This is a genomic window from Aquimarina latercula DSM 2041, assembly GCF_000430645.1.
GTDB classification, from domain to species: domain Bacteria; phylum Bacteroidota; class Bacteroidia; order Flavobacteriales; family Flavobacteriaceae; genus Aquimarina; species Aquimarina latercula.
This window is the reverse complement of record NZ_KE387185.1, coordinates 425,601-449,491: the sequence shown is the minus strand read 5'-3', so window position 1 is coordinate 449,491 and position 23,891 is coordinate 425,601. Positions and strand designations below refer to the sequence as shown.

At 32.2% G+C, this 23,891-nt stretch carries 11 protein-coding genes; 1 reads left to right on the top strand and 10 read right to left on the bottom strand.

The features are described from left to right. Nucleotides 1-123: 123 nt before the first annotated feature. The 10 genes from H526_RS31140 to H526_RS31135 all read right to left on the bottom strand — a co-directional run bounded on the left by H526_RS31140 (nucleotide 124) and on the right by H526_RS31135 (nucleotide 22,330). Nucleotides 124-3,189 (bottom strand): glycosyl hydrolase family 8, encoded by a 3,066-nt coding sequence (locus tag H526_RS31140; RefSeq protein WP_051336249.1) that lies wholly within the window; start codon nucleotides 3,187-3,189, stop codon nucleotides 124-126. A 423-nt stretch (nucleotides 3,190-3,612) separates the two neighbouring features. Continuing rightward, complete coding sequence (locus H526_RS0119815) at nucleotides 3,613-4,992, bottom strand: endo-1,4-beta-xylanase (RefSeq protein WP_051336248.1); 1,380 nt, start codon at nucleotides 4,990-4,992, stop codon at nucleotides 3,613-3,615. 102 nt (nucleotides 4,993-5,094) lie between these two features. Beyond that, nucleotides 5,095-6,297: a hypothetical protein gene (locus H526_RS0119810; protein WP_027394613.1), complete on the bottom strand. Its 1,203-nt coding sequence runs from the start codon at nucleotides 6,295-6,297 to the stop codon at nucleotides 5,095-5,097. A gap of 13 nt (nucleotides 6,298-6,310) precedes the next feature. Further along, nucleotides 6,311-7,861 carry a RagB/SusD family nutrient uptake outer membrane protein gene (locus H526_RS0119805; protein ID WP_027394612.1) on the bottom strand — a complete coding sequence of 517 codons (1,551 nt, stop codon included), beginning with the start codon at nucleotides 7,859-7,861 and terminating at the stop codon, nucleotides 6,311-6,313. Nucleotides 7,862-7,888: 27 nt separating this feature from the next. Further along, on the bottom strand, nucleotides 7,889-11,038 hold the full coding sequence (locus H526_RS0119800; protein WP_035086093.1) for a SusC/RagA family TonB-linked outer membrane protein: 3,150 nt from the start codon (nucleotides 11,036-11,038) through the stop codon (nucleotides 7,889-7,891). A gap of 127 nt (nucleotides 11,039-11,165) precedes the next feature. Beyond that, complete coding sequence (locus tag H526_RS0119795) at nucleotides 11,166-13,835, bottom strand: glycoside hydrolase family 3 protein (RefSeq protein ID WP_035086091.1); 2,670 nt, start codon at nucleotides 13,833-13,835, stop codon at nucleotides 11,166-11,168. Nucleotides 13,836-14,403: 568 nt separating this feature from the next. After that, nucleotides 14,404-18,558, bottom strand: a complete 4,155-nt coding sequence (locus H526_RS0119790; protein ID WP_245591218.1) for a hybrid sensor histidine kinase/response regulator transcription factor — start codon at nucleotides 18,556-18,558, stop codon at nucleotides 14,404-14,406. 104 nt (nucleotides 18,559-18,662) lie between these two features. Next, complete coding sequence (locus tag H526_RS0119785; protein ID WP_027394608.1) at nucleotides 18,663-20,279, bottom strand: sodium:solute symporter; 1,617 nt, start codon at nucleotides 20,277-20,279, stop codon at nucleotides 18,663-18,665. A gap of 366 nt (nucleotides 20,280-20,645) precedes the next feature. Then, the gene (locus H526_RS0119780; RefSeq protein ID WP_027394607.1) at nucleotides 20,646-21,494 is read right to left on the bottom strand and encodes a formylglycine-generating enzyme family protein; all 849 of its coding nucleotides are present in this window, start codon (nucleotides 21,492-21,494) and stop codon (nucleotides 20,646-20,648) included. A 113-nt stretch (nucleotides 21,495-21,607) separates the two neighbouring features. Continuing rightward, nucleotides 21,608-22,330 carry a glycoside hydrolase family 11 protein gene (locus H526_RS31135; protein WP_051336247.1) on the bottom strand — a complete coding sequence of 241 codons (723 nt, stop codon included), beginning with the start codon at nucleotides 22,328-22,330 and terminating at the stop codon, nucleotides 21,608-21,610. A 514-nt stretch (nucleotides 22,331-22,844) separates the two neighbouring features. On the opposite strand from H526_RS31135, the gene H526_RS0119770 reads away from it, so the two are divergent. Continuing rightward, nucleotides 22,845-23,876 carry a LacI family DNA-binding transcriptional regulator gene (locus tag H526_RS0119770; protein WP_027394606.1) on the top strand — a complete coding sequence of 344 codons (1,032 nt, stop codon included), beginning with the start codon at nucleotides 22,845-22,847 and terminating at the stop codon, nucleotides 23,874-23,876. Nucleotides 23,877-23,891: the final 15 nt, after the last annotated feature.

Sequence of the window (23,891 nt, the reverse complement as noted above, 5' to 3'; positions counted from 1 at the left end):
ATCTGAAATATCTTTTCATTTTAGAGAGTTTACAAGGAATAATATTGATTTTTCTAAAAATAGAATCCCTGTAAATTTTACTAAACAGGGATTTTATAATACTTGTTAAAAGGTAAACCGAAGTTAATTAATTACTACCTTCTCAACTATTGATTTCTTGTTCTTATATACCTTCAAAAGATAAACACCTTTGCTAAGATTACTGAAACTATATTCTTTTTGATTTATCTCTCTGATACTTCTTATCTCTCTACCGGATAAATCAAATAAAACCATTTGTCTTATATCATTGTAATCTGATACTTCTATGTTTACATTCCCTTTACTTGGATTAGGAAAAACTCTAATAGTTTCTTCTTCATCTTTTAATCCAATTTCCTCGTTAATTCGTTGATCGCATTCAGCTTTAAAGCTAATCCAATCTAATTGAATATTTCTACTTGCATTATGAAAATACAAATACACAACATGATTACCAGATCCTGATATATCAACTGTTTCTTCTACATAGTTATTCCATCCTCCTGTACTTTCTGGATATATCTCTGCTATATTATTACTATCCTGATTATTATCAAGTCTTATTTTCATATAACCGTTTTCATTATTTCCCTTAGAATACCTAAAGGTAAACTTGCCACCTGATATATCAATATTATCAAACTTCAACCAATGAGAATAACCAATATTTGTTACTATTCCATTTACAGTATTCAATTGATAAAAACTGTCTGAATTATTTTCTGCTTGTATTTTATTACAGATTGAACCTCCTGTGTCACCTTCCGATTCTTCGAATCTTATCCAATTGATATTAAAAAGACCTCCTGAAATGTCTAATCGTAATACTTGATTTGCGTTTCCACTGGAAATTTGTACATTTTCTATACGTAAACTTTGCCATGATTGCCATCCATTTGTATTAGGAATAACTGTAGAACCTAATTCTGATGTTCCTAATTTAAGTGATAGTGATTTAGAATTATTTTGAGTACTTGCAACTCTTAAGACTATGTCATAAGTTCCAGGAGTAACATTTCCTATTGTATACTCTAACCATTCTCCATTATTTGTCCATCCTACATTAGTACCACTTCCAGTATCAGATGTATTCTGTAGATCAACACCCTCATCTGTTCTACCTTGACCTCCATTATTACTTGAATCGGAATCATTATAAGCAACTCCTTGCCCTCCATTATCATAATCTTCTGCTTGTATTATTCCAGGAATAGTATGATTTATAAATGGTGACTGTATAGGATCTACTATATCTCCTTGTTCTATTACCACATTGCCTAAACTAATAGGACAATCGTTATTACCCCAACGAACCCATACATTATAAATTCCTGGAGCAACATTATCAAAAGTTGCAGAACCTAAATTATCATTTACGTCTAGAGGATATGTTAACCCTCCATCACTACTAAACTCTATAGCTCCTCTATCAGGTTCATCAGAAAACGTAAAGGTGATTTTTCCATCATTAGCTCCTTGGGTAGTTTCATCAGTTGCAGTTACAGTAGCCGTTGGAAAAGGTGTGCCATTACAATCCGGAATATCTACATTACCCGTAATTGCTTTAAAATTTCCTGATAAATGCATAAAACTCATCATATATAATAACCCATCATAATACCTAAATTGCCCTGAAGGAATTGGAGTATCAAAAAACTCATCAATAAAAGGCCATACTTTTGAATCTTCCAGTGCCAAAGCTCCAACTGCGTTACAGGCCACTAAACCAGGTGAATGATCATTGTTTCTACTAAATGAACCATCCAATGTCCATAAGGTGCTATACCCCGGTTTATCTTTAAAAAAATTGATCTGCTTGTTTATTAATGGTTGTATATCGTTTTTACTTTTTTGAAACCAAGCAAAATCAAATCCCATATTCATAATATTTCGCCAAGCATCAAACTCAAAATTACCATGATTTCCTTGATTTACAGGTCTACCATCAAACTCCGAATAATCTGGCATTAATCCAGTTTGGGGATGTGCTGCTCTCGGAAGTAAATAAGTACGGCTTACTGTCGCCATATCTGCCCATAATTGATTATTACTATCAGCTTCTATAGCCCATATTTCATAAAAAGCCGGAAGATGATACGATGGATCAGTAAAACTTGCAGAATTTCCACAAATCCCAAAAACTATTTGTTTCTCATTCTCATCTATCAAACTAGTAGGGCAACCTCCTGAACTAGGTGCTGGTTTATTAAGCATATTATCAAGAATATAATTTGCCTCTGCTCTATAATCAATAGAACCATTACTGCCCCAAAGAGCATCTGCAAAGAATAAAGCAGTTACAAAATATTCTTCTCCATCCGGTGCAGAATTTTGGTCAATCATAGAAAAATTTGATCGACTTAATTGCCAGGAAAACAAGCCTTCTCTTTCTGTTCCCTCTGGGTGTTGACTATAAGTTTCTGCAAAACGCCATAATTTATCAAACTGTGCTTTCTTTCCTAGTTGAACACAGATCATCATTCCATAAGACATTCCTTCTGATCTTATATCATTATTTCCTGTATCCAAAATATACGCCATATCATTACCTACTTCATAATAAAGCCTTTCATTGTTACTATCTCCGTTTACAAAATAATGCTCCCAGATAGCGTTCATCTTTTGTTGTACTTCCGTTTCGGTTTTTCCAAATTCTACAAACATATTTCTGTATACTCCAGATTCGAATGAAGGTACTGACGGAATAACCGGGGCTTGTCTTGGTGGTGGCGGAAATCCTAAAAATGTAAAAGTAATTCGATCTAAAAATGTATCATTTGATCCATTATCTGTTATCAATTCTAAAGAGAAATTAAGAGGATTACTGCCTATAATGCTAATCTCTCTAGAACTATTAGAAACAGAAGTTCCAGAAAAACTAAACGAACTAACATTATCGTCTATATTTAAATTAATCTTAGCCTCAGTATCAGTGGAGGATGCTCCTCTAATTTCTACTTTATATATACCGGGTAATGTTGAAAGATTAATTGATCCTTCGGCCTTATCACCATTACCATAAAAACCAATACCGTTAAATGGTGAATCAATTGCTCCTGCATACGGACCGCTAATGTTTAAATCTTCAATCTGAACAGTATTTTGTCCAGAGACGATTACTACGCTGAGTAAAAATAATTTTAAAAAAAAAGTTTTAATTGTTTTCATAAGAAGTTTGTGTTTAGAAATTTAGTTAATCTAAACTATGATATTTTCACACAAACAATTAGCAAACAATTAAATACATAAAAAACCATTTATAAAAGTAATTAACTAACACCTTTTGATAACGTAAAAACAATTTTTGAAAATAAGTTAATTTTCTGGTAATCAATTTTTTATGATTATTCTTGTAGTATATAATTTCTACTTTTTTTACGAAAACGTTTTCGTAAAAAATTCCAAGAAGTATTTATATATAATCTATACCTAAGTAAACGTATAAATCTTTATAAAAAATACATTACAAAGCATAGGATACCTCAAAAGATGACTAGAAAAGAGACTTATTAATATGATCAGAAATAAGAATCCCTGTAAAAATGCATTTACAGGGATCATTTACGACGATTGTTTATGGGAATAAAATCACTATAATCCTTCTAAAAATCCTTGATACGCAGATTTTTTATTAAAGGAAGCATCAAACAATAGAGGCCACTCTGGTCGGCCGTTATTTTCGGGAATTAACCAAGTATCATCATCTTTTAATCCCCAAACCGTTATTGCATATTTTTTGTTCTGCGGAATTGCATTAAAAATCTCAACTACTTCTCGCACTCTTTGCCTTTGTGCCTCAGATCTTTCTTCTGTTAATTCTGTTAAATCATTCGCTGCATTAACCTTTACATCCAATTCTGCAAAATGCACCAATACATCCTTTGCTACTAATTCATCCGTAGCTTCTTGTATCTGCTCTCTACTAGGGAAATTATAGTCTATATGCATCTGATAACCAACACCGTCAATAAGATTGTTTACCAATAAATCATCTACCAATACTAGTACTTTTCCTCTTTTTGTGCCATCAAAAGTCATATTATAATCGTTATAAAACAATTTTACATTAGGGTCAGCGGCTCTAGCAAAAGCAAAACATTTTTCTACATAATCATCTCCCATTCGCTGTAAGAATAAAGTATTTCTCCATTGAGTACCTGCATCATCATCTATAGCTTCATTTACAACATCCCAAGAATTAATTTTACCTTGATATCTTGTAAACACATCAGTAATATATTGTTCTATTAAATCTTCGAACTCCTGATCCGTACCACTAAAATTCTCTAAAGCTTCGGGAATACTTCTATGCCATATTAAGGTATGTCCATGCACATTTAGACTATTAGCTTCTGCGTAAGCAACTAGTGCATCTATTTTACTCCAATCATAAATAATATTTCCCGAACCATCTATCCCTGTAAAAATAGAAGCCATTTTCATATCATTTTCGGCAGTAATACTGCTAAATTCTCTTGTATAAAGATCATCGTAGGCAGTTATATTGGTTCTAGCTTCAGATACTGCAACTCCAACAAAGAAATTATTCTCTGTAGCAGATTTTAGGGTTATATCATCTGGAAACTCCTCATTGGTTTCTACACTGATAGTATTTGAGTTTTCGGAAACAACACCATTTACTATAGCCCTTACTCTATAGTAATACTGAGTATTTAAAGATAAACCTGGTATATCTTGAAACAACTGATTTACCGCTAAACTTTCATATCCTTGTACAAAGGATCCAAAATTAGGATCGGTAGCTACATCCAGTTCGTACCCACTTGCCAAAAACACATTACTCCAATTGGCAGTAAAACTTGTAAAATTAATTTCGGAAGCATCTTGTGCAACCGGTGGGACTGCTGAAAAACTTACTGTATTGTCATCATCAGAACAAGCTACAAAGTTCATCATCATAATAAAAAACAAGGCATAAATGACCTTATTATATACTTTTTCTATTTTCATTGTAATTATTTTATAGAACACATATCTAGAGGAGTAAAACCAATCAAATTAGATGAAATCCCTCTGGATATGTATTATTATTATTTTATTTTGAAAAGGGCTTTAATCAAGCTCCAATACCTCTAACTTTAGATTATCATATCTATAACCCGATGGTACTACTCCGGTATCACCCTCGTGACTGATTTGCATTCTTACCGCTACGAGCGTAGCAGGATTAGGATCACCCATACTTTGGTTGTTAACATCAAAACCAAATCCAAAATCGGATAGTTTTAATCTTAATGTTTGCCACCCTGATCCTGTTAAAGGAACTTTAAAAATCCAGTTGTCTGTAGTTGCATCTTTTAAAATAAACTCCATAACGGTCCCTGGATAATCATCTCCATTAATGTCAAGAAGGATAAATGCATTTTCCGAATCAGTTGAAGTAGTAACAGGAGCTACTTCTTGGTGACCACTTCCTGTAAAACCATCTGTACCTGTATCATCCCAAACAATTTCTGCTCCTCCACTACCATCTACACCAAGACCGTTACTAACCTGAAAGATATTATCTCCATAAGAAAACCAATCAGCATTGTAATCATTATTAATATTTGGTATTCCATTTCCATCAAAATCACTAAATAAAATCTGAACAATACCTCCAACGATAGGTAAATCTTTAGAAACCATTCCTCCAGCCGTAACTACAGTAAAAATGGTAGTTTCGGTCTTTCCTTCAGGAAAAGTAAATAAGATTTCTTGTGGAGAAACTACGGTAAAATCTCCTACTGATTCTCCATCAACAAGTACATCTTCTACATTAAAAAACCAATTACCAAATGCTCTCATCTCGATACCTCCTTCTCCCTTTGATGGTGAAAATGTATCTGCTACTGTTAAGGTAGGGCCTGGTTGCTTAATAGTAAACTCTGTAGAAACAGATTCTCCATATAGGTTCGTAAAGGTTACTGTTTGATTTCCAAAACGACTTCCTTGATCCGCATCAAATGGAACATTAAAAAATAATGCTACATTAGAATTTAATGTGGAGTTAAAAAAGGTATTTACAGTTCCATCAAAAATAATTTCTTTCATATCATTAAGTCCTGTACCTTCTACTCTTACTAGCTCTGCAGGGAATCCTTCATTGATCGCGGGTTCATCTCCAAGTGATACTATATTTACTATTTGTGGATCTCCAAATTGAAGTCCATCTCCGTTATCATCATCACAAGATGATATACATACCAATAAGCCAATTACTGAGCACAAAACAAGCAACTTCTTGATATACATCATTTCTTTATTTTTTTTCATCATTACTTATTTATTAATCATTAATTATATAGTCTACTGCAGGACTAGTTGTATCTATAAATGATGACTCTGCAGATGGTATTGGTAATAAAAAGTCATCATCATCAATGCTATCTACAAAAAACGATTCTACATTAAATGGAACTAACGTATTTACAGTTCCTCTATCTTGATTTCTAATAATGTTTTTTGCAGTTTCTCTATCCATTCTTACTAAATCTAACCAGAATTTACCTGCTTCAAAAGCAAATTCTATTCTTCTTTCATCTGTAAGTGACTGTCTTGTGATCATTCCTTTTTCGGATAATCCAGCTCTTCTTCTTATTTGATTAAATGCATCTACAGCTGCTGCATCTCCAGTAGAATCTGCATCACCCATTATTGCCTCGGCATATATCAATAGTACATCTGCATATCTCATCAATTGGGTACTCATATCTGTTCTCATAAAGAACACATTTGGATGTTCGTCTAATGATCCTACTACATATTTTCTATATCGTAGTTTTGTAGCTGAATCATCTCCGTTTTCTGGAAATGTCCATCCGCCTTGACTAGTTAACAATTCAGGGTAGAATCTTCCAGGTTCACAAATAATCCATTGTCTACGTAGATCTTCTTCTCCAGCATCAGTAACATTATCAAAGGAAAGAAACAAATCTATACTAGGATTTACAGAACCAAAAGATCCATCATTACCAATCACATCATCACTAGCAATAAGATAGGCTTGGTTAGTATTCTGAATACCCCACAATCCATTAATGGATGTCCAAACCCATCGATAGATACCTTCACTATTTACACTTGCAGACGGATTTATAAACTGATCTTGATAATTAGACTGCAAACTGTGTTGCCCGCTATCAATAACTAACTGAGCATAATCTCTAGCCTTATTATATTCTTTACGTGTTAAATACATTTCTGCGAGGTACGACCAAGCGGCTGTTTTTCCAACTCGTATTCCACCTGCTGTTCCGTCAGGTAATAACTCTGCTGCTTTTTGCAAATCATTTTCAATAAAATCATAAATACTGGAAACTGTATTTAACGGATATAGGGTAGAAGTATCTGAAGTAACCTCATCGATTACTGGAATTTCTCCCCATAAACGGACTAAATAGAAATACGAAAAAGCGCGCACAAATCGAGCTTCACCTTCTACTTGATTTCTTACATCTTCAGAAATTTCAGCATTTAATGGTTGACTAACCACTTTTAATAATTGATTTGCATCTGCAATTCCTTTATAGAAACCTTCCCAACCTTCTAATAATACTCCATTATTTACTCCAACGGAAAACAATCTCCAAGCGGCATCTGATTCAAAACCAATAGAGTTACCTGCTAACATATCCAATGAATACATAAACTTATCATTCGTTGTAAAAAAGGATTGCCCATACAGGGAATTAGCTCCAGCTAATAATTGTTCATCCGTTTGATAAAAATTATCTTCAGTAATAGAATCAACAACCTCTATTTCTAAAAAATCTTCACCACAAGATGAGAGAAAGGTCAATACAATAGCATATGTAAAAATTCTCTTTATACTTTTCATACTAAACATATTATTTTCTTTTTCATGTTAAAATTGTACATTAAGTCCAAGTGTCATTGTTCTTGGAACAGGATATCTTCCAAAATCTATACCTTTAAATAAAGCACTTTGATTAAGTGATCCTACTTCAGGATCGTATCCTGAGTAGTTCGTAAATGTGTATAAATTTTGTATTGTTGTATACACTCTTATCTGATCAAAAAACTTAATTTTTTCTCCAAAAGTGCCTTTAGGTAATGTACATCCCAAAGTAACACTCTGAATTCTTAAGTAAGAACCATCTTCTATAAATCTATCGGATACTCTAATATTTCCGTTTTTATCTCCATCGGAATATCTAGGTAAACTTCCATCAGTATTCGTAGCGCTATATCTATCAATTACAGAAGTAGCTTGATTTGCATTAAATCGGTTAACTCCTTCGATATAGGTACGAGTATAGTTATAAATATCGTTTCCATAAGTTCCTTGTAAGAATACTGATAAATCAAACATTCCATATCGGAAATTATTAGTCATACTAAATGTAAAATCTGGATGTGGATTTCCAATAAATGTTCTATCGTTATCATCAATCACTCCATCACCATTTAAATCCTTAAATCTAACATCTCCTAACCAAGTACCGTTAGCTTCATCCACAGAGCTTTCTGCAGGAATAGCAGCAGGTTCAGCACCTGTTAATTCATCTATATCTCTAAATAACCCATCGGTTACAAAACCATAGAACATTCCGATAGGTTGCCCTACTTCTGACCTTGTTAGATTGGCAATAATTTCCTCATCTTGTAGCGTTCCAATGATAGCATCATTTTCACCTGATAATTCAGTAATCTCATTACGATATAAACTAAATACAATGTTGGTATCCCAGCTAAATTTTTCATTCGTAATGTTCTTTGTATTCAAAGTTAAATCAATACCATCATTGATCATTTCACCAAAATTTTCTACTGGAGCATTAACTCCTATAAAAGACAAGGTGTTCAAACTACCTAAGAAACCTGGTATAGGTCTAGTTGCTAAGAAATCTTTAGAAGTTTTTCTATACACATCTACATCTAATCTAATATTGTTATCCAAGAAACCAAGTTCTACTCCCAGGTTTGGAGAAATTAAAGATTCCCATGCAACATTAGGGTTGTTAAAATTAGCTAGGCTAAATCCACTTCCAAGTGCTGTATTTTGATTTCTAAGAAAGCTCAGATATAGAAAATTATTTATATCCTGGTTTCCACTAGTTCCGTATCCAGCTCGTATTTTAAAATAACTCCAAGCGCTAGAAATACTCTCCATAAAAGGTTCATCACTTACTACCCACGCTGCAGATACTGATGGGAATAAACCCCATCTATTATTAGGTCCAAATTTTGAAGAACCATCATATCGTAAGGATGCTGAAAATAAATATTTTGAATTATAATCATAATTAATTCTACCAAAATAGGATAAGAGAGAAGCTGCACCTTCGAATGATTCGGATAAGGATGTCTCAGCATCTCCAGTATTTAAACCAGGAACATCATTACTAGGAAAGTTAGATCTTTGCCCAGACAATCCTTGAAACTCGGTTTTCTGAGCTTCTGTTCCTAATAGGATATCAAAATTATGATTTCCAATACTAGGAGTATAGGTTAAATAGTTTTTGAATAGGTAATATAACCCTTCATTGGCTGCTCTAAAAGACGAATTTAAGCGATTCGAAAGTGATCCAAAATCATAAGTCGGGAAGAAACTTTGCGTTTTAGCTGTATTATAGTCATACCCTAAATCTGTTCTGAACTTAAGATTATTCGCCAATTTAAGATCCAGATAAATATTTCCATTCATTTTAAATCTTTCTAGCGTACTGTTTCTTATTTCTGAAGCGGCTATCGGGTTTAATGCTCCTGTATTACCTAAACCGTTTTCTGGAGAACCAAAGGTTCCATCAGGATTTCTTACAGGTACATTAGGAGTCTGTCTTAATGCATTGATAATGGTACCATTTCGAGAATCATTTAATCCTATTTGCTCTAACGAACTACTTAGGTTTATGTTATGTCCAAATTTGATCCAATCATTATACTTGTAGTCTAAATTTAATCGTAATCCAAATCTTCTAAGACCAGAGTTGATTACAATACCTTCTTGATCAAAATAATTAGCTGAAGCATAGAATTTTGTTTTCTCTTTTCCTCCAGAAATTGATAATTGATGATTCGTTATTGGAGCTGCTCTAAAAATTTCTCTTTGCCAGTTTGTTCCATCTCCTAAAATATTTGGATTCTCAAACTGAGGAGCTGGTGGTAAATTAGTTGACGGACTCTGTCTAACCTCATTTGAATATGCCGCAAACTCTCTTAGATTCATCATATCTAATAACTTAGGAACTGTCTGAATTCCTGCATATGTCTCATAGCTTATCTTAGCTTTTCCTGCCTTTCCTCTTTTTGTAGTAATCAAAACTACTCCATTAGAGGATTGCGCTCCATATATTGCCGCGGCAGAAGCATCCTTTAAAACGGTTATGGATTCTATATCATTTGGATTCAGCGCAGAAAGAGGACTTATAGCCGTCTGTCCACCAGTTCCTCCAAAACGCGAAAAATTAAATGAATCACTCTCTGAATTCTGAACGTTTACACCATCAATAATATATAATGGTTCATTAGACCCAGTTACGGATGTTGTACCACGTATTCTTACAGATACCGCTCCTCCTGGTCTACCTGTACTTCGAGTCACAGTAACTCCAGATACTAATCCTTGAATCCCTTGATCGATATTAGTAACCGTCTGTTTATCTAACACATCTCCGCTAATTGTAGATATCGCAGATGTCAGATCTTTTTTTCTGCTTTGTCCATACCCAATAACCACAACTTGTTCTAAATCTGTCGCTTCGGGTATCATTACAACATTAATTTGTGCGGAGTCAATAACAATTTTTTGTATCGTTTGCATTCCAACATAGGAAAAAACTATAATATCCCCTTTCGATACCCCTTGTAATTCGTAATTACCGTCAAAATCAGTTAAAGCACCATTGGTGGTGCCTTTTACCAAAACGGTAACGCCTGGTAATGGCAAATTAGATTTATCCGTAACTGTTCCACTAACATTATCTTCTTGCGAAAAAACATGCTGTGTTCCAATTAAAATAAATACAATAATTGCTAGTTTAAGTCTTATCATATGACATTGTTTTTATGTAGTTAAGTTTAAAGTGCTTGATAGCTCCTTTTGTTTCCCTTTAATTAGTATTCCTTTTCCCTTACAATTGTTTAGATATAGCAATTAATCTAGGTTTCATTTTTACGCATTACTTAAGTGCTATTTTTTTATTTAAATGTTTGTTAGTTGCGGTATCTGAATCATCATTTCTGTTAGGTTGTTTTCCACCTACATAAATTTGAATTGCTCCTGACGCTTTTTGTTCTTTTCCTGCTGAATTAATCACAGCATATTGTTTTGGGGTAACCGTAAAACTTACCTTTTTTGTCTCTCCAACTTCTAAGTTGATTCTTTTAAATCCTATTAAAGAATGTTTTGGCCCGTCTGTATATTGCTTTTTATCGTGAGATACATAAAGTTGAACAACCTCATCACCTTTCATATCCCCCGTATTTGTAATTTGAACTGTTACAGGAATATTTTCATCTGTTTTTATAGCATCTGGCGCTTCTAGTTTTGAGTATTCGAAAGTGGTATATGACAATCCATGTCCAAATTCATATAAAGGATCTCCTTTAAAATATTTATAGGTTCGATTGGTCATATCATAAGATTTAAAATCTGGAAGATCATCAACAGATTTGTAGAAGGTAACAGGCAATCTACCCGCTGGATTATAATCTCCAAAAAGAACATCGGCAATTGCTCTCCCTCCAAATTCTCCTGGATACCAAGCCTCAAGAATTGCTGGGATGTTTTCATCTGCCCAGTTTATAGCAAGGGCACTCCCATTCATCAACACTAATATTGTTGGTTTACCCAAAGCCTGTACTTCTTTTAATAAAATAAGCTGTGATTGTGGTAATGAAATTTCTGATCTATCTCCCTTATCAAAACCTTCCAAAATTACTGGCATTTCTTCACCTTCTATATCTGGAGATAATCCTAAACACAGTACTACAACTTCTGATTTCTTAACTGCTTCTATTGCTGGAGACAATAGATCTTCATCTAATTTAGACCAAAGTAATTGGGCCTGTGGATCTGTATGATAATTGTAATATTTTATTTTAATATCATATGATTTACCAGCTTCAAGCCTCATATCTAAATACTTCATTTTTGGCTCGTGATCATCTTTAAAATCTACCCTTAAAGAATCATCCACATATAGTTTACCTGCACTACTAGCTCTTAATCCAATACGATATGAACCGCTTTCTTCTGGAACAATTTTTCCTGTCCATCTAACAGAAAAACTATCTGAAGTAGTAATCTCAATTGGTTTTTTTGAAACCCATATAAAATCAACAATACTATCATTTCTCGTTAATTTTGGTTTTCCTTTCCACTCCTCGTTATCAAAGTATTCTCCTTTTAATCCAACGTTATCTCCATTTCGCAATACAGAAGATGGTATTGGTTGTAATAACGGCCATCCTTTTGCTATGTGACTCCCTTTTGCGTAGTTTACCTTAGTGTTTGGTAATTTTTCCTTTATTGCTTTTAGCGGAGTGATATTATTAAGTGGAGTTCCGTGATAATTTCCTAATAAGACTTGTTTAGCATTGGCATTGGGTCCTATTACTGCAATGGATTTTAGATCTTTTCTTAATGGAAGTAGTTTACCTTCATTTTTTAATAAGACCATTGATTCCTTAGCGGTTTTCTCAGATAATTTATAATGAGCATCACTACATACCACATCATAAGATATTTTGGACCAAGACACCATTTCTTCAGGATCAAACATGCCTAGTTTAAATCGTGCTTCCATCAATCTAGATAATGCTCGATCAACCTTATCTTCATCTACTAAGCCTTTAAGAACAGCATCTCCTAAGTTTGGATCATATACATCTCCACAGTTTAAATCTGTACCTCTACTTACTGCTAATGCTGAAGCCTCAGCAGGGGTTTCGACTAATTCATGCTTATTTGGTTCCCAAAAATCATTGATCGCCCAACAATCTGAAACCACATAACCATCAAACCCCCACTCTTTACGAAGTATATCATTTAGTAACAAATTACTTCCGCAACAAGCTTCATCTCGGTATCTATTATATGCACACATTACTGATTGTACATTAGCTTCTTTAATCGCTGCTTCAAAAGCTGGTAAATACGTTTCTTTTAAATCTTTATCTGATGTATGATAATTATCCTCATGCCTTGATTTTTCCGGTCCACTATGTACTGCAAAATGTTTAGCAGTAGCTACCACTTTAAGGTATTTTGGATCATCTCCTTGTAGCCCTTTTATAAAATTTACTCCCATTCTTCCGGTCAAATAAGGATCTTCTCCATAAGTTTCTTGACCTCTTCCCCATCTAGGGTCTCTAAAAATATTGATATTAGGGGTCCAAAAAGTTAATCCTTGATATATCCCTCTTTTGTCTTCTTTAATAAAACGATGATGTTTTGCTCTAGCCTCATCGGAAATAATGGTGCCTATATCGAATAATAGAGGAGCATTCCAAGTAGCCCCCATACCAATTGCCTGAGGAAATACTGTAGCTTCACCTGCTCTAGCCACACCGTGTAAACACTCATTCCACCAATTATAAGCTGGAATACCTAAGCGTTCGATAGCAGGTGCATCATATCTCATTTGAGATACTTTTTCTGAAAGTGTCATATGACTTATTAAATCACTTACTCTTTCATTAATAGACAATTTAGGATCTTTAAACTTGTATGTTGTTTCTTTTTTCGTTTCACACCCTATACTCAACTGAAGAATAATTGAGATAATAATTAAACTACTAATTCTTAAAGGTTTTTTTAATCTATTTTTAGATTCTCTTCTTATCATTGTTATGTTTTAAAGCTGGTTTTTTTATGAAATCATGTCAAGTATAAAAACAAACAATCCGAGCACTACGATAATTAAAAATATCTCGCCCAAAATTTTAATATTTGAATATTTCTTGTTCACTATATTTAACTAATTCACAATTTTTTAACAATTTATGTATGAGATTAAAAAAAGGATGCAACAGATAAAGCATATAATAAAACATTTGTTGCATTCGAACATTGAAAGAGGTGAATTGCAACAATTTAGCCAATGGGAGCAACAAGAATAACAGGGGGAATGGTTAGAAAGGGAGCTAATTGCTAGCAATGTAATTTTTAATTCTATTTATTATTATATCGATAACAAATGCGGTATTACATTAACAAAATCTAAGAACATATCCTTAAATCAAGGTGAAAGAAGCATCTATCTTATAGATGCTTCTTTCTGCTATGCTTTTATAAAGCATATTGATTACATACATTGCGTAACCTTCTTATAAATATGTTTAGTTAATTTCTAAAAAAGAGTGGAATTATGTGTTTAATCAAGCAACTTTTTTTATGCTTTTATACACATAAGACTATTCGTTTATTGGCACTTCTGTAGGTAGGATTCCAAACTGAGTTTTAAAACATTTTGTAAAGTAAGATGGAGAAGAAAACCCTACCTTATAACAAACCTCACTAACGTTAGTAGAACCACTTTCTAAAATCTGTTTTGCTTTTTGAAGTCTAATATTTCTCAAAAACTGATTGGCCGTTTGCCCTGTCAGTGTTTTTATCTTTCTATAAAACTGACTTCTACTAAGGTGAAGTTCTGAGGATAATGATTCTACACTAAGGTTAGGATCGCTTAAATTCTCATAAATATGGTTTAATACTTTTTGTATAAACTCTTTATCTAGTGATGTATTGTTTTCATTGATTTGGGCATCACTAACATCACTAAAATACTTATTAAAAACTATCTGTCTTATAGTAAGCATCTGCGTTAAATATGATTTTAAAACCCTCATATCAAAAGGTTTATTTAAATACACATCTGCTCCTGATTCTATTCCTTTTAATCGATCATCTGCCATTGTTTTTGCTGTGAGCATTAAAATAGGAATATGACTGGTCTTTATATCTTTCTTAATATTTGAGCAAAACTCGAAGCCGTCCATTTCTGGCATAATTACATCTGTAATAATGATATCTGGCACTTCTTTTTTGGCTAATTCGAGACCTTCGGTACCATTTTTTGCATCAAACACTCTATAATTATTACTCAATTCTCTTTTTAAATAGTTTCGTAATTCTGTATTATCTTCGACTATTAATAACCTATTGGTTTTTTGTTCTTCTTCTATTTTATTTTCTAAATTCCTATTATGAACGTTACCTATAAATTTTGTTTTTACTAGAATATCAGAAGTTTTATCGCTAATAACAATTTCATCTTCGCTGAAATGTTTCTTCCCTAATGGTAAAATTACTGAAAACGTGGTTCCTTGATTTACGATACTATCAACGGTTACTTTTCCTTTATGGAGTTCTACAAAACTTCTTACCACTTCTAACCCTATTCCTGTACCACCGTAATATGACTTATTTAGGTTATCCACTTGATAAAACCGCTCGAATATTTTTTCTAATTGTTCCTTTTTTAGCCCAGGACCAGTATCTGACACACTTATTTCGAATGACTCTGATATGGCATCCTGATGGGTTTTCTCTCCTTCTTTTATCGCTATACTAATAGTAATAGTTCCCCCTTCTGGTGTAACTTTAAAGGCATTTGATAATAAATTAAAAATGATTTTCTCCAACATTCCTATATCAACCCATACTTTTAATTCAGAAACCTCGTGTGTTATATTTAAATCTATCTTTTTATTTGAAGCTTCTACTACAAAATAGCTTACCACATCCTGAACAAAATTAATGATATCAAGTTCTATTGCTTTTATACTTAGTTTATTAAACTCAAGTTTTCTGTAATCCATCAATTCATTAATTAACCGATATAATCTATCTGTGTTTTTATGAATAATTAGGTGTTTTTCATTTACTTCGTTAGGAAGATTTAACCCTTCGTTTTTAAGAATATCCTCTAATGGATTAATTATAAGCGTTAGTGGTGTACGGAATTCATGAGATATATTTGTAAAGAATTGTAGCTTTTTATTATGTAACTCTTCTTCTTTAATTCTTTTTTCTCTTTCGTATTTTATTAATTGTTTTTCCTTAATTCTATTTTGAGTTAACTTATTCAAAAGGTATATTCCGAATAGCAATAACAGAACATAAGATATCAATGCCCAATTTGTTTTCCACCAAGGTGGTAATATCTCTATTTGTAAATGCAATGGTGTTTCATTCCATTTACCATCGTTATTGGCTACCTTTAATTTAAAGGTATAATTTCCGGGATCTAGATTTGTGTATGTAGCACTTCTTGTATTTTCTACATAATTCCAAGAATCTTCTAGCCCTTCTAGATAGTAAGCATATTGATTCTTCTCAGAACGTGTATAGTTAATACCTGTGTAATCAATAGTAAAAACGGATTGTTCGTTACTTAAAGAAATACTATCAGTTTCAGAAATTACTTTGTTTAGAGGAGAACCTTCTTGATTAGGATATACCTTTTTATTAAAAATTTTAAAATCGGTTAAATATAAATTAGTAGAGCTACTATTGGTTTTGATGTCCTTAGGATTAAAATAATCTATACCTTCATAATTACCGAAATAAATATTTCCTTCATTATCTTTAAATGTTGCATTAAAGTTAAAATCATTTGATAATAAACCGTCATTAAAATTATAGTCGGTAATTTCTCCTTTTTTAAGATCTAACTTATGGATTCCTACATTACCACTCATCCAAATGTTATTATCTTCATCTTCAATTATCGCAGATACATTTTCATCTTTTAATTCATACAACTCGTTATACCAGACAAAACTATTCTTATTAGGATCGTATCTACACAAACCTGATCCTCTAGTGCCAATCCATATAGATCCATCAGTAGCTTCGTAAATTGATAGTATATGATTGGAGTTGGATTCATTTTGATATTTACTATTCATCTTATCTCTTAGAAACTCTACAGAGAATTGACCATTACTATTTTGTGTTACTTTATATAATCCATTAGCAGCTCCTATCCATAAATTATTTTTAGAATCTATTAGTATCTTTCGAATATCACTAGTATGGATACCATAATTAGAAAATTCCTCTGAATTATGATGCACGAAATTATTAGTAGTGGGATTATAAGAAATTACTCCACTAAAAAAAGTACCTATCCAAATAATACCATTAGCATCTTCTGCAAAACTTAATATACTATTAGAGGCTAATGCACCATCTGTGTTTTCTATTGTATAATTAACGAACTGTTTTGTTCCTTTTTTAAGCAAAAAAACACCTCCATTCCAGCTTCCTGCCCATACATTTTCTTTGCTATCTATAAATATGGTCTGAATATCGTAAGCTGTTAGGTTTGAGAATTCCTTATTACTATTTTTATTAATATGAATAAACCTCTGATCATCTCTATTGTATACATCTATTCCTCCTCCATCCATACTAATCCATAGTAATCCAGAACTATCCTGCACAATACCAGTAACAGATCCTGCCTCTAAAGAATTAGGATTACTAGCTAGGCTTTCTATGTTTTTAAATTTATCATATAATTTATCATATACTGCGATACCCTTATTATAATACCCCATCCATATCCTCTCATTACTATCTAAGAATAAAGACCATATAGAGTTAGATCGAATACTGTTTTCATTATTTTTATCAAAAAGATAATTTTTTATTAGATTACCATCTGCTTCAATATGAAATAGTCCATCATTTTCAGTTCCAAATATTACTGATCCATCGGCATTAGCGATCATTGACAATACTCGTTTTGTAGTAAAAGGAAAGTTATTAATCTCGTAAATAACATCAGAAGATTTTTTTACTCTATAGATACCGTCAGATATAGTCCCCAACCATATATTATTGTTATCATCGATTAACAGAGATTTGATAGGAACTGCTACAGATTGCTTTTCTTTTTCGGTATTAAAAACAGAAAGACTTAATGTATTTGTATTGGGATTATATATTCTCAATCCAAGACTAGTTGCTGCATATATATTTCCTTGCTTATCTTTTTCAAGATCATTTATATCCAGCAGGCCATTTTTGTGATCAATATCAAGGTTAATTATCTGTTTTATTATTCCCGTTTCCGGATTTAATGTAAGTAACCCTCTTTCAAAAGTACCAACAATAATGTTTCCTATTGAATCTTCGATTATACTACCAACCGCAATATTGATTTGATTAAAATCTTTTATTTGAGACACAATATCAATTCTCTTAAATTGATCCATTTCTTGATCATAAAGATCTAATCCATTTTCTGTACCCACCCAAAACCGATTCTTCTTATCAACAAACGAACTATAAATAAAATTACTACTAAGCGAAGTGGTATCCTTTAATTCATGTTTGTAAGAAACATAGTCAATCCCATCATATCTATGTAAACCTGCTCCACTTGTTCCAATCCAAATAAAACCATTATGATCCTGAGCAATTACAGGTACTGCTATTTTTGAAATACCATCCCCAATATTAACAAAATTGAAATCATTGGATTTTTGCTGTGTCCAAACGTAATTTAGACAACAACAAAAAAACAATATACACGCTATAAAACTTTTACTATTCATCATTTTATATTCCAGGGCTTAGGAATAAATATAGCATGTTTTATCATACTTAATCAATTTTTAATCTAGTTAAGGGTAAAGAACAAGATTTTATCAAAGCATTATCAACCCGTAAAATAAGTTAATATAGAAACTACTACTACTACCAATAATACTGATAAAACAATATCGGTAGGTGTATAACTATTTTTAGTTGCTTCTTTCTGTTCTGTTGACAATGTTCCAAATGCTAGGCCTTTAATAGTAGTATAATCTGGAGCGGTTGTAACTAAACTAGTAACTATACAGACTATTACCGAAAAGATAAACATGAAAATAGCCATATGCGCAAAATTGATAGTAGCAAACTGATATGCAATACCTGACAAATCATCTTTTACAATTTCCGCTGTGATTCTAAAAGCAGCTATCAAAAGACCAGAAAACAAGGTTACAATTGCAGCTTTGGAATTTACTCTTTTCCAGATTATTCCTAATATAAATACGGCGGTAATTGGTGGTGCGATATATGATTGTACACTCTGTAAATATTGATATAAAACACCTCCACCTATTTTGTTCATAATAGGAATCCATATGATTCCTAAAACCACTACCAATGCCGTTGCCACTCTTCCTATATTTAATAGCTTCTTTTCTGGAGTAGTAGGTTTTAATTTTTTGTAAATATCTATTGTAAATATCGTAGAACAAGAATTAAATACCGATGCTAATGAGCTCATTAATGCAGCCATTAATCCACCTGCAACCAGTCCTTTAAGTCCTGTAGGCAATAACGTTTTAACTAAGACTGGAAATACCTCATCTGCTTTATCATAAGTTAAAACACCTTGTTTTGCTAAGGCAAAAGCAATAATACCAGGAATCAGAAAAATAAAAATTGGTAAAATCTTAAGGTATGCTCCAAAAATAGCTCCACGCCTACCTATTTTTATATTATTAGCTGCTAACGTTCGCTGAACAATATATTGATCCGTACACCAGTACCAAATACCAACAATAGTTCCACCAAATAACAATCCTGTCCAAGGAAAATCTGGATCCGACATCGGTCTCCACATATTAAAATGATCCGAACCTACTGTAGTCCGAAGGTTTTCCCAACCACCGACTTCTTGTAATCCTAAATACGTAATAATTAACGACCCGGCAATTAAAACTACGGTTTGTAAAGTTTCTGTATAAATCACTGCTTTCATACCTCCTACTATAGTATATGCTCCAGTAAAAACTACAATACCAATTGCACCATACCAAAAAGGTATTCCTAACAGTTCAGAGACTACAATTCCCCCAGCATATATCGTTACTGATACTTTAGTGATTACATATCCAACTAACGAGAAAATCGATAAAAACCATCTTGACCTACTGTCAAATCTTTTTTCTAAAAACTCGGGCATAGTAAATACTTTACTTCGCATATAAAAAGGTAGAAATAACCAACCTAATAATAATACGATCCACGCGTGTAATTCATAATGTGCCATTGGCATTCCTGATTCTGCTCCTGTACCAGCCAAACCAACTACATGTTCGGATCCAATATTAGAAGCAAAAATTGATGCTCCAATCACAAACCAACCAACATTACGTCCAGCCAAAAAATAATCTGCTGTATCCTTATTTCTTTGTAATATCACCCAGATAGCTACCCCAATAAGTGCTAAAAAGTAAACACCTAATACTACCCAATCTAATTGTTCTAAGACTGATTCCATAAATCCTTTTTGGTTAAATATATTTGTATTATCTAATTTTAAAATGATTCTCTGATCTACTATGTTACTGTAGAAAACATTTGCAAACCTATGAACGATTAGCAATTTTCAGAAACATCGTTTAACAAATCGTTTAATTTTTACTTAAAATTTTAAGTAAAAACCAAAACTATTATGAGGCTCATCAATTAAATGGAAGATTTGAAGCGAATACTATAAATTATGATGCGTAGAAAACTATATTTATTTAAGTATTTCGAATTTTATTTTTTTTGACAGTGATTTGGTAATAAAAAAGAAAAAGAGTGTCTAAAACTCAAAAGGATTATATCTATTAAAAAGATCAGTAGTTATATTTTAATAATATTAAACTTTATTTCTACATACACGAAAACCTTGATCCGGACCGATTCCATCTGCTTCAAAGTAACCTCTATCATCATTTTTGTAATGTAATTCTAGACCTATCCAACCACCACCTCTTTGCGAACGAAAATGTCCACGAGGTATTCCATCATCCTCGTACCAATCGTCACACCATTCTCTAACATTTCCTGTTAGATCATATAAACCGAGTTCATTCGGTTTTTTAGAACTTACTGGATGTGTTCTGCAGTGATTTTGTTCTAAACGTCGATAATCCCATTTTTCTATTAAGATAGTATCTCCACTATTTCTCCAATACCAAGCTATTTCTTCTACAGTATCATCACCACTGTATGAATAGTTTTTACTTAACTGGCCTCCTCCAGCAGCATATTCCCATTCGATTTCTGTAGGAAGACGATATCCATTCGCTTTAGGATTTTTCTTAACCAGCCACTTTATACTATCGAACTCGGATTTGTTAAATTCATCCACGGAGTCCTTATAAATTTTATAATAAGGTAGCAATCCTTCTTTAATACTTTTTTTGATACAAAACTCTACACAATCATACCAACTTACCATTTCTACAGGTAAACTATCCCCTTTAAATCTGGATGGGTTATTTATCATAATATCCTTCCATTCCTTTTGTGTAACTTCACTTTTACCTATATAAAAATCATTAACAACAACATTTTTACCATATAAATTTGATTTTTTATTTACAAAAGATCCTCCTTTTATTAAAATCAAATTATCATTTACATGGCTTTTAGAATCCTTTGAGACACACGAATAGAATAGTATTAAAACTCCTAAAACAAAATAGAATAAAATCTTCTGCATAAAAATGTCAAAAATTAATAAATAATGCTTTTTAATGATTACTACATTTAGAAATAACAAAACATAAGACCATAGTATATTATGGCCTTATGCTCTAATTTTTCATGTACTTATTACCATATACTCGCATTGATTTTTCCCCATCCACCAGTGTACGACTCAATACCAAAGACTTGATAATCGAAATTTCTTAGGTTACCCCATTGAGGTTTGTGGCCACCATGTGCATTCCAATGATTAATATGTGCTTGCATATGAACTTGCTGATTAGAACCTGTAGGTGCATTCCCATGTTCGCTTATGTATTGATAAAAAGTTTTAGTTCCTAAAATCGAAGGAGCATTGGATCTTAGTTGTTTTTTAAACTTATAATTCTTGCCATTTACAGTATAATTCTTATTCTGATTTTGACCTGTGATACTTCCTTTTTCTACAACATAATATTCTATCAAGGGTGTTTGAGTCCAACCGTACACTCCGACAAAATTATATGACCCCTGTAATAGTCCAATATTATAATTTATTCTTCTACCATTACCTGTTGACCATCCTTTTCCTCCGACGATATCTTGATTGTTTTTGTATTCAATTTCAAAATTTCCACCATATTGATTCGCATAGGGAAATCTTAATCTACCCCAACCACCTTCTTTATAAATAGTCCAAAAATAACCTTGATTATATCCATCGGTGCGATTGTCACTAATATAACCATTACTATCAATCGATTTCTGCTCGTTTTCTAAGTCTTCTAAGATACTAGATTGCCCTAAATCATCGGAACAACTAGTAAAGAACAGCAGGCAAAATGTTGAAATGCTTAAAAATGTTTTCATAATTACATGTTTTTAAATTAGAATAATTCAAAAAATCGTATTTTTTAATAATACGTCTGAATTTGTGTTAAAAATTTAGTTAATGCTCAAAATTATGATTCATTATAAAAACAATTGATAATTTAGTCCGTTTTAAATTAAATTCTACGAAAACTTTTCGTTAGGTATTAAAAAACTGATAGTCAAGTAATTAAATCATTAACTTTCGTTGTTACTAAATCTACATTTAGTAAAAAAAATATTTTTTAGATTCTTTCTTAGAAAAACAAATATTCAGAATACTTATAACTGACTTAAAAAAGAGAATTCTAAAATATTTGAAGCAATCTTTGCAAATTTTGTTGCAATTAGAATTACACTCTATGGTAAATTAAATTATTAAGATTACTTTACGAATAAGGTTGATTTACTTAGTTTTTGCGAATAATTTATTGAAATTAAAGATAAAGTTTTGATAACTCAAAATAAGCTGCGAATAACTGTTGCTTAGCTAAAAACAGTCTTTAAAACTAGTATGAAAAAAAAGAGAATTACATTAAAAGATATTGCTAAAGAATTCAATGTGTCTATTGCTACGGTTTCTAAAGCTCTAAATGATAGTTATGAAATTAGTAATAGAACTAAATCTATGATTCAGGAATATGCTAATGAACTACAATATAAATCGAATCAAAGCAATTTTACTTATGAAAAACAAAAAAACACCAAAACTATTGGAGTAATTATACCCAATATGCTTAACCATTTTTTTACCAAAGTTTTTGTTGGTATCGAAAAAATAACAACTGAAAAAGGATATAATTTAATTACTTGTATTTCTAATGAATCTCGTGAGAAAGAAGTTACTGCTATGGAACTCTTAAAGAATTCTGATTTAGATGGATTCATATTATCAATCGCAGAAGAGACTCAGGTAAAAAAAGATTTTAATCATTTTAAAAATGCGATAGATCAAGGGATTCCTATTGTTATGATTGATAGAGTTACTGACGAAATCGAATGTGATAAAGTTATTGTAAATGATGATGAAGGAGCATTCAATGCCGTTAATTATTTCATTAAAACAGGTTGCAGAAATATTGCCATTGTTTCTAATATACATCAACTTAGTGTGGGAAAACATCGATTAGAAGGGTACAAGAGAGCCCTTATAGAAGCCAATATTCCTATTGATGAAGATTTAATACTTAAGGTCGATGAATTTAATGATATAGATACCTTACTAAAAATAGTTCTTGATGCTAAAAAAGTAGATGCCATTTTATGTCTAGAAGAAGATTCTGCAATTAGTACGCTTAAGATGGTGTTATATAAAGGATATAAAGTGCCAGAAGATATTTCGATTATTGGTTTTACCAATGGTGTTCTTCCACGTCATGTAACACCAGCAATAACTACGATAAGTCAGCATAGTACTTATCTAGGAGAAGCTGCTGCAAAAATACTTATAGACAAAATAGAAAATGAAAATATCGAAACGTCATATACAACCAAAGTAATAAAAACAAATCTCATAGAAAGAGATTCTACAAAACGCCTACACTAATAGGGTAGGAGCACT

Coding starts and splice junctions, on each gene's coding strand:
- H526_RS0119815 (WP_051336248.1), bottom strand. CDS start 4,992: ATGAAAATAGAAAAAGTATATAATAAGGTCATTTATGCCTTGTTTTTT.
- H526_RS0119795 (WP_035086091.1), bottom strand. CDS start 13,835: ATGATAAGAAGAGAATCTAAAAATAGATTAAAAAAACCTTTAAGAATT.
- H526_RS0119770 (WP_027394606.1), top strand. CDS start 22,845: ATGAAAAAAAAGAGAATTACATTAAAAGATATTGCTAAAGAATTCAAT.
- H526_RS31135 (WP_051336247.1), bottom strand. CDS start 22,330: ATGAAAACATTTTTAAGCATTTCAACATTTTGCCTGCTGTTCTTTACT.
- H526_RS31140 (WP_051336249.1), bottom strand. CDS start 3,189: ATGAAAACAATTAAAACTTTTTTTTTAAAATTATTTTTACTCAGCGTA.
- H526_RS0119800 (WP_035086093.1), bottom strand. CDS start 11,038: ATGATAAGACTTAAACTAGCAATTATTGTATTTATTTTAATTGGAACA.
- H526_RS0119805 (WP_027394612.1), bottom strand. CDS start 7,861: ATGAAAAGTATAAAGAGAATTTTTACATATGCTATTGTATTGACCTTT.
- H526_RS0119790 (WP_245591218.1), bottom strand. CDS start 18,558: ATGAATAGTAAAAGTTTTATAGCGTGTATATTGTTTTTTTGTTGTTGT.
- H526_RS0119785 (WP_027394608.1), bottom strand. CDS start 20,279: ATGGAATCAGTCTTAGAACAATTAGATTGGGTAGTATTAGGTGTTTAC.
- H526_RS0119780 (WP_027394607.1), bottom strand. CDS start 21,494: ATGCAGAAGATTTTATTCTATTTTGTTTTAGGAGTTTTAATACTATTC.
- H526_RS0119810 (WP_027394613.1), bottom strand. CDS start 6,297: ATGAAAAAAAATAAAGAAATGATGTATATCAAGAAGTTGCTTGTTTTG.